At 45.8% G+C, this 11,658-nt stretch carries 13 protein-coding genes and 1 pseudogene; 13 read left to right on the top strand and 1 reads right to left on the bottom strand.

Annotation, left to right across the window (positions count from 1 at the left end):
• The first annotated feature begins 24 nt into the window (after positions 1-24).
• The 13 genes and pseudogenes from ICN19_RS04230 to hisD all read left to right on the top strand — a co-directional run bounded on the left by ICN19_RS04230 (position 25) and on the right by hisD (position 10,522).
• A complete protein-coding gene (locus ICN19_RS04230; protein WP_216213278.1) occupies positions 25-1,488 on the top strand; it encodes a glutamate synthase subunit beta in 1,464 nt (487 codons plus the stop codon).
• A 10-nt stretch (positions 1,489-1,498) separates the two neighbouring features.
• Positions 1,499-2,353 (top strand): ABC transporter ATP-binding protein, encoded by an 855-nt coding sequence (locus tag ICN19_RS04225; protein WP_216245899.1) that lies wholly within the window; start codon positions 1,499-1,501, stop codon positions 2,351-2,353.
• Positions 2,350-3,138, top strand: a complete 789-nt coding sequence (gene mlaE / locus ICN19_RS04220; protein WP_216245898.1) for a lipid asymmetry maintenance ABC transporter permease subunit MlaE — start codon at positions 2,350-2,352, stop codon at positions 3,136-3,138. The genes ICN19_RS04225 and mlaE overlap by 4 nt, the downstream gene beginning before the upstream one ends.
• A 21-nt stretch (positions 3,139-3,159) precedes the next feature.
• Entirely contained in the window at positions 3,160-3,642 is a 483-nt protein-coding gene (gene mlaD / locus ICN19_RS04215) for an outer membrane lipid asymmetry maintenance protein MlaD (protein ID WP_216245897.1), read from the top strand.
• The gene (locus tag ICN19_RS04210) at positions 3,642-4,391 is read left to right on the top strand and encodes a VacJ family lipoprotein (protein ID WP_216245896.1); all 750 of its coding nucleotides are present in this window, start codon (positions 3,642-3,644) and stop codon (positions 4,389-4,391) included. The genes mlaD and ICN19_RS04210 overlap by 1 nt, the downstream gene beginning before the upstream one ends.
• A gap of 70 nt (positions 4,392-4,461) precedes the next feature.
• Positions 4,462-5,103, top strand: a complete 642-nt coding sequence (locus tag ICN19_RS04205) for a phospholipid-binding protein MlaC (RefSeq protein WP_216245895.1) — start codon at positions 4,462-4,464, stop codon at positions 5,101-5,103.
• An 18-nt stretch (positions 5,104-5,121) separates the two neighbouring features.
• A complete protein-coding gene (locus ICN19_RS04200) occupies positions 5,122-5,379 on the top strand; it encodes a lipid asymmetry maintenance protein MlaB (protein WP_216245894.1) in 258 nt (85 codons plus the stop codon).
• 5 nt (positions 5,380-5,384) lie between these two features.
• A pseudogene (locus ICN19_RS04195) lies at positions 5,385-6,068 on the top strand (ABC transporter ATP-binding protein); the annotation flags it as partial.
• 65 nt (positions 6,069-6,133) lie between these two features.
• Positions 6,134-6,922, top strand: a complete 789-nt coding sequence (locus tag ICN19_RS04190; protein WP_216245893.1) for an ABC transporter permease — start codon at positions 6,134-6,136, stop codon at positions 6,920-6,922.
• A 31-nt stretch (positions 6,923-6,953) separates the two neighbouring features.
• Positions 6,954-7,202 carry a BolA family protein gene (locus ICN19_RS04185; RefSeq protein ID WP_068320176.1) on the top strand — a complete coding sequence of 83 codons (249 nt, stop codon included), beginning with the start codon at positions 6,954-6,956 and terminating at the stop codon, positions 7,200-7,202.
• Between the two features lie 49 nt (positions 7,203-7,251).
• Complete coding sequence (gene murA, locus ICN19_RS04180) at positions 7,252-8,526, top strand: UDP-N-acetylglucosamine 1-carboxyvinyltransferase (RefSeq protein ID WP_216245892.1); 1,275 nt, start codon at positions 7,252-7,254, stop codon at positions 8,524-8,526.
• Between the two features lie 20 nt (positions 8,527-8,546).
• Positions 8,547-9,173 (top strand): ATP phosphoribosyltransferase, encoded by a 627-nt coding sequence (gene hisG, locus ICN19_RS04175; RefSeq protein ID WP_216245891.1) that lies wholly within the window; start codon positions 8,547-8,549, stop codon positions 9,171-9,173.
• Between the two features lie 26 nt (positions 9,174-9,199).
• Positions 9,200-10,522, top strand: a complete 1,323-nt coding sequence (hisD, locus tag ICN19_RS04170) for a histidinol dehydrogenase (RefSeq protein ID WP_216245890.1) — start codon at positions 9,200-9,202, stop codon at positions 10,520-10,522.
• Positions 10,523-10,561: 39 nt separating this feature from the next.
• On the opposite strand, the gene hisC is transcribed toward hisD, so the two are convergent.
• Positions 10,562-11,629, bottom strand: coding sequence for a histidinol-phosphate transaminase (gene hisC / locus ICN19_RS04165; RefSeq protein ID WP_216245889.1), 1,068 nt, complete (start codon positions 11,627-11,629; stop codon positions 10,562-10,564).
• Between the last annotated feature and the right edge of the window lie 29 nt (positions 11,630-11,658).

Below are 11,658 nucleotides of genomic sequence, written 5' to 3'. Positions count from 1 at the left end.
AAGAAAAGATACTAAGGATTCGATATGGGTAAGGTCACTGGATTTATGGAGTTTGAGCGCGTTGATGAAACGTACGAAGCGCCGGTTAAACGTCTCCATCACTACAAAGAATTTGTTGCTGCTTTAACTGACGAAGAAGCTAAAGTTCAGGGCGCGCGTTGTATGGATTGCGGTATTCCGTTCTGTAATAACGGCTGCCCAGTGAACAACATCATTCCTGACTTCAATGATTTGGTATTCCACAATGATTGGAAGAATGCATTAGACGTTTTGCAATCAACTAATAACTTCCCAGAATTTACTGGACGCATTTGTCCTGCTCCTTGCGAAGCAGCTTGTACCTTAGGCATTAATAGCACTGCAGTTGGTATTAAGTCTATTGAGCACGCCATTATTGATAAGGGTTGGGAAAGTGGTTGGGTTAAGCCTCAGCCATCCAAGACCAAGACTGGTAAAAAAGTAGCGGTAGTTGGCGGTGGCCCTGCAGGTATGGCAGCTGCTCAGCAATTGGCTCGTGTTGGGCATGACGTGACTGTGTTTGAGAAGAATGACCGTGTTGGCGGCTTACTGCGTTACGGTATCCCTGACTTCAAAATGGAAAAGTGGTTGATTGATCGTCGCGTTGAGCAGATGCAAGCGGAAGGCGTGAAGTTTGAAACTGGTGTTTTTGTAGGTAAAGAAGCGATCGGTGCTGAAGTAAAAAATTACTCCAACAAGACAGTTTCACCAGAGCAGTTGATGAAAGATTTTGATGCGGTGGTGATTACTGGTGGCGCAGAGCAGCCACGTGATTTGCCTGTGCCAGGTCGTGAATTAGCTGGTGTTCACTACGCCCTGGAATTTTTGATTCCACAGAACAAAGAAAATGCTGGCGATTTCAAAAATGAAATTCGTGCAACTGATAAGCATGTTGTAGTTATTGGTGGCGGTGATACAGGCTCTGATTGTGTAGGCACTTCAAATCGCCATGGCGCTACCAAGATTACTCAGTTTGAATTGCTCCCGCAGCCTCCAGAAGAGGAAAACAAGCCTTTGGTATGGCCATATTGGCCAACAAAGTTGCGCACATCCTCTTCCCACGAAGAGGGTTGTGATCGTGACTGGTCAGTAGGAACAAAGCGTTTCGAAGGCAAAAACGGCAAAGTAGAGAAATTAATCGGCGTTCGTTTGGAGTGGAAAGACGGCAAGATGTCAGAAGTGCCAAACTCTGAATTTGAAATCAAGGCAGATTTAGTACTTTTGGCAATGGGCTTTGTGTCCCCAGTTCAACAAGTGCTCAATGCTTTTGGTGTTGAAAAAGATGCGCGTGGTAACGCTAAAGCGACTGTAGATGGTCAAAATGCCTATCAAACAAACGTTCCTAAGGTATTTGCCGCTGGTGATATGCGCCGCGGACAGTCTTTAGTAGTTTGGGCGATTCGTGAAGGCCGTCAATGTGCCCGTTCAGTGGATGAGTATTTAATGGGGTCATCTGTTTTACCTCGATAATATCGAGGATATGAACAGTGGCCAGCCAAACTCTTTGGATGTAAGCAAGCAAGCTGCAGGTGAAGTTGTCGTCTCTATTAAAGACGTCAACTTTTCCTATGCTCCAGGTGAGCGGCAAATTTTGTCGGGACTCAATATGGAGTTTCGACGTGGTCAAGTAGTCGCCGTTATGGGCGGTTCTGGTTGCGGCAAGACCACTATTCTTCGCCTAATCGGCGGTCAATACATGGCTCAATCAGGTCAAGTTTTGTTTGAAGGCCAAGATATTGGCAAGATGAGCGGTGCTGAGTTGATGGCAGCTCGTCGACGAATGGGCATGCTATTTCAGTTTGGCGCTTTATTCACCGACCTCAGTGTTTTTGAAAACGTAGCCTTTCCGTTGCGCGAGCATACCGATTTAAGTGAAGAGCTCTTGCACTCATTGGTGTTGATGAAACTCAATGCCGTTGGTTTGCGTGGCGCACGTGATTTAATGCCTTCTCAAATTTCCGGTGGTATGGCGCGACGTGTTGCGCTTGCTAGGGCGATTGCGCTAGATCCACCACTGATCATGTATGACGAGCCCTTTGCTGGTCTTGATCCTATTTCCCTTGGCATTACGGCGCGCCTGATTCGTGATCTGAATAACGCCCTGGGAGCCACGAGTTTATTGGTTACGCATGATGTTGAAGAAACTTTTGCGATTGCCGATTATGTGTACTTTATTGCGAATGGCCGTATTGGTGCAGAGGGCACTCCCGAGGAGTTAAGTCGTTCAACAGATCCTTTTGTAAGACAATTTTTAGATGCAGCTCCAGATGGTCCAGTGCCTTTCCATTACCCAGGAAAAACTTTGGAAGAAGATTTTGGAGTGAAATCTCTATGAACGCGCTACTCAATCTCTTCGGCGATCTCGGATTTTTTGTTCGTCGTAACTTAAGCAGTCTTGGTTTGGCTGCCCGCATGTTTGTAGCGGTGATCGTGCGCTCAGGATTCTTAATCAAAAGACCGCGCTTGGTGATTGATCAAATTTTGTTTGTTGGCAACCACTCATTCATCATCATTGCAGTCTCAGGATTATTCGTAGGTTTTGTATTGGGTTTGCAGGGCTATTACACCTTAAATCGTTACGGTTCAGAGCAAGCACTTGGCCTTTTAGTTGCCCTCTCATTAACTCGTGAATTAGGCCCGGTGATTACCGCTTTATTGTTTGCAGGTAGAGCAGGCACTTCATTGACTGCAGAAATTGGTTTGATGAAAGCTGGTGAGCAACTAACTGCTATGGAGATGATGGCAGTTGATCCTTTGGGGCGTGTGATTGCACCACGACTCTGGGCAGGCATTATTTCGATGCCAATTCTGGCAACTATCTTTACCGCTGTGGGTGTTCTAGGCGGCTATTTGGTTGGTGTTCCGCTCATTGGCGTCGACTCAGGTGCCTTTTGGTCACAGATGCAGGGTGGCGTAGACCTCTTTTCAGACATTGGTAATGGCTTAATTAAAAGTATGGTGTTTGGTGTAGCGGTGACATTTATTGCCCTTTACCAGGGGTATGAATCAAAGCCGACTCCCGAAGGCGTTTCGCAAGCAACTACCCGTACGGTAGTGATCTCTTCTTTATCGGTTCTAGCATTGGATTTCTTGCTAACCGCGATGATGTTCTCAAATTAGAAAGAATAAACTGGGGCTCTTATGAGAAAAAGTGCAATTGATGTCTGGGTGGGAATCTTTGTTGCCATTGGTTTATTGGCAGCGCTATTTCTTGCTCTCAAAGTTGGCAATATGAATGCAGTGTCATTTGCCCCGACATACAAAATCTCCGCACGCTTTGACAACATCGGCGGCTTAAAGCCTCGTGCACCCGTTAAAAGTGCTGGTGTAGTTGTTGGCAGAATTGCCAATATCACTTTTGATGACAAGACCTATCAAGCAACAGTGGTGATGACCATTGAAGACGCTTATAAGTTTCCAAAAGATTCTTCCGCAAAGATTTTGACTTCTGGTCTATTGGGTGAGCAATACATTGGTCTTGAGGCAGGTGGCTCAGATGATATGTTGACCAACGGCGAGAAGATTTCTCAAACTCAATCAGCGATTGTTTTAGAAAATCTCATTAGTCAATTCCTTTATAACAAAGCAGCAGATAGCGGCCAAGACAAGGGCACAGCAAAATAATGTTGTCGCTTTTGCGAAAACTCAAGACAGCAGCACTGCTTTGCTTGACTGCAGCCATGGTTGGCTGCGCCTCAATTCCTGCTGGTGCTGAGCGCTCCCCTCAGGATCCATGGGAGCCATTTAATCGATCTGTATTTGAGTTTAATGAAGGCTTAGATGCTTATCTTCTAAAGCCGGTAGTTGCAGGCTATCGCTTTGTGTTGCCTGAGTTTGTGCGCGATGGAATTTATAACTTCTTTAGCAACTACAACGATATCTACACTGCACTCTTTAACTTGCTACAAGGCAAGCCGGGCTATGCATTTAACGATTTCATGCGGGTAGTAGTAAATACAACCATGGGCTTGGGTGGATTATTAGATCTGGCAACGCCTGGCGGCTTGGAAAAGCACAAAGAAGATTGGGGTCAAACTTTGGGTGTTTGGGGGGTGCCTTCTGGCCCATATGTTGTTTTACCTTTCTTTGGACCAAGCAATGTACGCGATACCTTTGGTACTGTGGCCGATTTAGAGTCAGACTATCTCTTTAGTTATGTGAAGGATATTGGCTTAAGAAATAGTATTACCGGTTTGCGTGTAGTGAATGCGCGCAACACGTATTACGAAGCGGGTGATTTATTGGATGGTGCCGCAATTGATAAGTACAGCTTTATGCGCGATGCTTATATTCAAAGACGGGCATATCAAATTAATGAGGGTCGTGATGATGAAGAGCCTCTCATGCCGGTTTACGAGAATCCATATCAATAAGGGCTGCATCAGCGCGGTTTGAAATGACTAAAATGAGTCTCAATATAGATAAAGATAGTGGGCGGAAAATATGAAAAGTTTTAAAAAAATTGGCAGTTTCATTTTTACAGGCCTCCTGTTTGCAGTCGGTATTGTTTTTGCTCAGACTCCTGACCAATCAACGCCTCCAGACGCTTTAATTAAGATGGTTGTTACAGATGTAATGGCAAGCGTTAAGGCTGATCCCGATATTCAGAAGGGCAACATTCCGAAGATTGTGGATTTGGTAGAAAAGAAAATTGTTCCCTATACCGATATGCGTCGCACAACAGAAATGGCGATGGGTCCTAATTGGAAAAAAGCAACTCCTGAACAACAGGCACAACTGACTTCGGAGTTTAAGAATTTATTGATTCGCACCTACTCTGGAGCTTTGAGTCAGTTGCGCGACCAGACGGTGCAGTTTAAAGCCTTACGCGCAGCGCCAGAGGACAAAGAAGTGGTTGTGAAAACGGTTGTACTTGGCCGTGGTGACCCAGTGCCTTTGGACTATCGTCTTGAGAAAACAGCCAATGGCTGGAAGGTTTATGACATGAACATTATGGGCGTCTGGTTGGTGGAAGCCTACCGTAACCAGTTTTCTAATCAAATCAGCCAAAACGGTATCGAGGGCTTGGTTAAGTTCTTGCAAGACCGCAATAAACAATTAGCTACTGCTAAACCAAGTAATTAATTGCCAAATAAAGACACTATGCCTTTTCTTCTGCCAAAAATCGTTACGCAAGAAAACGCCTTGCAGTTGCAAAAAGAAGGCTTGTTAAATAGCCTCAGTTTGCAATCGATCGATTGCTCTGCACTAAAAGACTTTGACTCCACTGTATTGACTGTTTTGTTGGCGTGGCAAAAAAAGCTTCTGTCTGAAGGTAAGTCTATTTCGATAGAGCATGCACCAGAGAAGTTAAAAGTCCTAGCTGGTGTTTATGGCATTACTGTGTTGCTAGGTTTGTAATGGCAATGCATCCCGCAATATCTATTCAAAATATATCGAAGCAATACGGAGCACTCCAGGCTTTAGATGATGTTTCTTTAGCTATCGAGCCCGGAGAATTTTTTGGCTTACTGGGCCCTAATGGCGCTGGTAAAACTACTCTCATTTCAATTTTGGCTGGCCTGGTAAGACCTAGCCACGGTCATGCAGCCATTATGGGTGCGGATGTTCAAAAAGGTTTTCGTGAGGCGCGCCGTATGCTGGGTGTTGTTCCTCAAGAGTTGGTCTTTGACCCCTTTTTTACTGTTCGAGAAACTTTGCGCTTTCAGTCGGGCTACTTTGGGATACGCAATAACGATGCATGGATTGACGAGATCATGGCTAACCTTGATCTCACCTCTAAAGCCGATAGCAATATGCGTTCTTTGTCTGGTGGAATGAAGCGTCGAGTGCTTGTGGCCCAAGCATTAGTGCATAGACCACCAGTCATTATTTTGGATGAGCCTACTGCCGGGGTAGACGTTGAGTTACGTCAATCACTCTGGCAGTTTATTAGCAGGCTAAATCAAGATGGCCATACGATTGTTTTGACTACCCATTATTTGGAAGAGGCTGAAGCTCTGTGCCAGCGCATTGCCATGCTCAAGCAAGGCAAGATTGTGGCTTTAGACACCACTGCTAATTTATTAAGCCGCTATGGATCAGTTAAAAAAGATGGTGAAGGCAAGACAGATTTAGAAGAGGTCTTTGTCAATATTATGTCCGGAGGTGCTTTATGAAGCACGGCATAAATAGACCGGCTTTGGAATACGGCAGTGGTTTTCCGACTTTGTTGTTTAAGGAAGTAAAGCGTTTCTATAAGGTCGCATTTCAGACGATTGCTGCACCAGTTCTGACGGCTGTGCTATACCTGATGATCTTTGGGCATGTGCTCGAAGGTAAGGAAATTTATGGCCGACTCAGTTACACAGCCTTTCTGATTCCTGGCCTAGTCATGATGAGTGTCTTGCAAAACGCTTTTGCCAACACATCCTCTTCTCTGATCCAATCTAAGGTCACAGGGAATCTAGTGTTTGTTTTGCTGGCCCCTTTGAGTCACCTTGAGTTCTATGCAGCCTATATCTTGGCTGCAGTCTTCCGCGGTATTGTGGTTGGTCTGGGCGTACTCTTAATTACCTCTTGGTTTGCATTCCCCGCACTCGAATATCCATTATGGATTTTGGTGTTCGCATTTTTAGGTGCAGCAATTTTAGGAAGCTTGGGATTGATAGCCGGCATTTGGGCGGACAAGTACGACCAGTTGGCTGCTTTTCAGAATTTCATCATCATGCCAGCTACGATGTTGTCTGGTGTGTTCTATTCCATTCATTCTTTGCCGCCAGCGTGGCAAGTGGTGTCCCACTTCAACCCCTTCTTTTACATGATTGATGGGTTCCGCTATGGATTTTTTGGGGTTTCTGATAACTCCCCTTGGAGCAGTTTGGCAATCGTGTTTTGTTTCTTTGTGGTGGTATCAGCCATTGCATTGCGCTTGCTCCAAAAGGGCTATAAGCTCCGTTACTAATTGTTAATACCCTGGTTCATTAGGAGAAAAAATGCTACCCACCCCCGAACAGATTGAAGGCTACATCAAGCAAGGTATTCAATGTACCCATATACAGGTTGAGGGTGACGGACAACATTTTTTTGCAACTATTGTGAGTCCGGAGTTTGAGGGCAAGCGCTTAGTGCAGCGCCATCAATTGGTTTACGGTGCTATGGGCGATCGTATGAAAGCAGAAGTTCATGCTTTATCAATCAAGGCTTTTACACCCGAAGAATTTGCTCAGAATTCAGCAGCATAAAAATTACATCACTACACATTAATAACTAAGTTTTTACTGGAATCGTTTCATGGATAAATTACGAATGGTTGGCGGAATTCCTCTCAAAGGAGAGGTAGTGATTGCTGGCGCTAAAAATGCCGCGTTGCCAATTCTGTGTGCTTGTCTATTGACTGATCAGCCAGTTGTTTTGCGCAATGTTCCTGACTTGCAGGATGTGCGTACCATGCTCAAGCTTTTACAAGAGATTGGTGTCACGGTAGATTTCCCAAATGCTAGCGATCGCAGTCATATGGTCTTGAATGCGGCAGTCATCAAAAGCTCCGAAGCTACCTATGAGATGGTGAAGACAATGCGCGCTTCCATCCTGGTGCTTGGACCGCTCTTGGCCAGAATGCATAGCGCTAAAGTGTCATTGCCAGGTGGTTGCGCTATTGGCGCACGTCCGGTGGATCAGCACATCAAAGGCCTGAAGGCAATGGGTGCCAACATCAAAATCAAGAGCGGTTACATTCAAGCTGAAACAAAACCTCAATCTGATCGATTGAAGGGCGCTTCGATCTTGACGGACATGATTACTGTGACCGGTACTGAAAATTTATTGATGGCCGCCACTTTGGCATCAGGAACAACAGTATTAGAGAATGCTGCACGTGAGCCTGAGGTTGGAGATTTGGCAGAATTGCTAGTCAAGATGGGCGCCAAAATTTCTGGCATTGGTAGTGACCGACTGGTTATCGAAGGCGTTGAAAAACTTCATGGTGCAGAGCATTCGGTTATTCCGGATCGTATTGAGGCTGGAACATTCTTATGTGCAGTGGCTGCGACAGGTGGTGAGATCATCGTCAAACATTGCCGTCCAGATACCTTAGATGCGGTGATCGTGAAATTAAAAGAAGCTGGTCTGCAGATGGAGGTTGGTCCAGATTGGATTAAAGCATCGATGCAGAGTCGCCCTAAGGCGGTGAATTTCCGTACCTCTGAGTACCCAGCTTTCCCGACAGATATGCAGGCGCAGCTGATGACGGTAAATGCTATTGCAGATGGCAGCTCAATGATTACTGAAACGATTTTTGAAAATCGTTTTATGCATGTACAAGAACTCAATCGTTTGGGTGCTGACATCGCTATTGAAGGAAATACCGCAATTGCTCAGGGAGTGGAAAAGCTCTCCGGCGCAATTGTGATGGCCACCGACCTTCGTGCTTCTGCTAGCTTAGTGATCGCTGGATTAGCAGCTCAAGGCGAAACCCAGGTAGACCGGATTTACCACTTAGATCGTGGCTACGACCGTATGGAGCAGAAGTTAACCCTCTTGGGCGCCAAGATTGAGCGCGTCAAGTAAGGCTGATGGATAATTAGTCCATGAAATTGACTTTAGCCCTCTCCAAAGGGCGCATCTTCGAGGAAACCGCAGAGATCTTATCCAAGGTCGGTATTGTGCCGCTGGAAGATCCTGAGAAGTCTCGTAAACTCATTATTGAGACTACGAATCCGGATGTCCGCTTAATCATCGTCCGTGCTTCCGACGTCCCCACATATGTGCAATTTGGCGGTGCTGATTTTGGTGTTGCTGGCTTAGACGTATTGATGGAAAAAGGCACCGATGGTTTGTATGTGCCCTATGACTTAGGAATTGCGAAGTGCCGAATGTCTGTTGCTGTACGCGAAGGTTTTGATTACGCCGGCGCAGTGAAGCAGGGCTCTCGTTTAAAAGTCGCAACGAAATATGTCAATTGCGCACGAGAACACTTTGCCAATAAAGGTGTGCACATCGATACGATTCATTTGTACGGCTCAATGGAGCTTGCTCCATTAGTAGGGTTGGCTGACGCTATCGTGGATTTGGTTTCTACTGGCAACACCCTAAAAGCAAACGGTTTAGTTGAGGTTGAGCCAATAGCTGATATCAGTGCTCGTTTGGTAGTAAATCAAGCTTCGTATAAGCGTAAGCGTGCTCAGCTTCAGCCTATTTTTGGGCTGTTGAAGTAATCAGCGGCCAACCAGAAGTCTCATCCATGTCTTCAAATATCAACGTCAAGCGCCTTAATAGTAAAGATGCAGGCTTCAGAGAAATTCTGCTGTCGAGCCTTTCTTTGCCTAGCGCTGATGACGAGGCTATAGATTCTGCAGTCGTCAAGATCTTGGCGGCAGTCAAAGATAAGGGTGATGAAGCGGTTCTTGGTTTTACAAAACAATTCGATCGTTTGAATGTTGCAAGCGTTTCCGAATTAGAAATTCCGCGCAAGGATTTAGAGCAGGCCTACCTCTCTTTATCTGCTGAACAAAAAAGTGCCCTAGACATTGCTGCGCAAAGAGTGCGCGCCTATCACGAGCGGCAAAAGATTGAAGCTGGTTGTCATTCTTGGGAATACGAAGAAAAAGATGGCACGCGTTTAGGTCAAAAAGTGACTCCTCTAGATCGAGTGGGAATTTATGTGCCAGGCGGTAAAGCTGCTTATCCATCCTCGGTGTTGATGAATGCCATCCCCGCAAAAGTAGCGGGCGTTGCTGAAGTCATTATGGTGGTGCCTACCCCCGATGGTGCTCGTAACCCTTTGGTTCTGGCGGCAGCCTTTCTGGCTGGCGTTGATCGTGTCTTTACGATTGGCGGTGCTCAGGCTGTAGGGGCTTTGGCTTACGGAACCAAAATCATTCCTTCAGTCGACAAAATTGTTGGCCCTGGCAATGCTTATGTAGCTGCAGCTAAGCGCAGAGTATTCGGTACTGTCGGTATTGATATGATCGCCGGCCCTTCGGAGATTTTGGTTCTGTGTGACGGATCTACTAACCCTGATTGGGTTGCTATGGATTTATTCTCACAGGCTGAGCATGATGAGCAAGCGCAATCGATCTTGCTGTGTCCAGACGCTGCATATATTGAGAAGGTGCAAGCAAGTATTAATAAGCTTTTGCCAGAAATGCCAAGGGCAAAAGTGATTGAAGCTTCGCTCACAAATCGTGCCTTGTTAATTCAGGTTAAAGATATGGCAGAGGCTTGTGAAATTGCTAATGCAATCGCTGCAGAGCATTTGGAAATTTGTGCTGCTGATCCACGCAAGTGGGCAGATCAAATTCGTCATGCAGGTGCTATCTTCATGGGTAACTACACTAGTGAATCGCTAGGTGATTATTGCGCTGGACCCAATCACGTATTACCAACAGCACGTACCGCGCGCTTCTCTTCTCCATTGGGTGTTTATGACTTCATCAAGCGTTCCAGCATGATTGAAGTGAGTGAAGCTGGTGCTCAAACCTTAGGTGCTGTGGCAAGCACATTGGCTCACGGAGAAGGTTTACAGGCCCATGCCCGTGCAGCTGAGATGCGTCTGAAAAAGTAAGCGCGAAATTAATCTACGCTTACTGCTGAATTAAATAACTTAACTTAGTATTTCTTTTAAAGCGGCAACGAGTTCGCCGCTTTGTTCATCTGTGCCAATCGTAATGCGCAAAAATTCTTCTATGCGCGCAGATTTAAAGTGACGTACGATGATGCCGCGATCACGTAAGGCTTGATAGAGTTTTCCCCCTGCGTGTTTCGGATGGCGAGTAAAAATAAAATTAGCAGTTGAAGGCAACGTTTCAAATCCTAAAGCTTTGAGCTGCTCAACTAACTGAGTGCGAGTCTGAATAACCTTGGCTGAGGATTCTTCAAGATGCGCCTGATCCTCAATAGCTGCAATAGCCCCGGCTTGAGCAAGACGCCCTAATGGGTAAGAGTTAAAACTATTTTTTACTCGCTCTAAGCCTTCGATCAAATCAGGGTGACCAACGGCAAAACCAACACGCAGACCAGCTAAGGCACGTGATTTGGAAAGCGTGTGAACAACTAGAAGATTTTCTGGGCAGGTATTGCCACGTAATAATGGAATACAGGATTCAGTGCCGTAATCAACGTAGGCTTCATCAATGACTACTACGGAGTCTTTGTTGCGAGATAACAAAGCTTCGATTTCAGAGCGAGGAATAGATCTACCGGTTGGCGCATTGGGGTTGGGGAAAATAATCCCACCGTTGGGCATTTTGAAGTCAGCAGTATTGACCTCAAAATTTTCCCCTAAGGGGATCGTTTGGTACTCAATTCCAAAAAGCTTGCAGTAGACCGGATAGAAGCTATAGGTAATATCTGGAAAATGTACCGGCTTACTTTGCTTGAGTAGTCCGGCAAAGACGTGCGCTAAAACCTCATCTGAGCCATTGCCCAGAAAAACTTGTTTTGGGTCCAAGCCGTGCAATTTGGCGATCGCCTGTTTTAGGGCTGCACCTTCTGGGTCGGGATAAAGGCGTAAATCCGCAGTATTTTGACTCTCTATGGCAGCCAGAGCTTTTGGAGATGGTTCATAAGGACTTTCGTTGGTGTTGAGTTTGACCAGCCGCTGCATTTGCGGTTGTTCCCCTGGAACGTAAGGGGTTAGGGTTTTAACAACAGGGCTCCAAAAACGGCTCATGAGGGTTCTCAGGTCAAAAATCAGGATGA

The sequence above is a fragment of the Polynucleobacter sp. AP-Capit-er-40B-B4 genome, assembly GCF_018882245.1.
Classification (GTDB): domain Bacteria; phylum Pseudomonadota; class Gammaproteobacteria; order Burkholderiales; family Burkholderiaceae; genus Polynucleobacter.
Note: the sequence above shows the minus strand (reverse complement) of the source record. Positions and strands in the feature narration are given on the sequence as shown.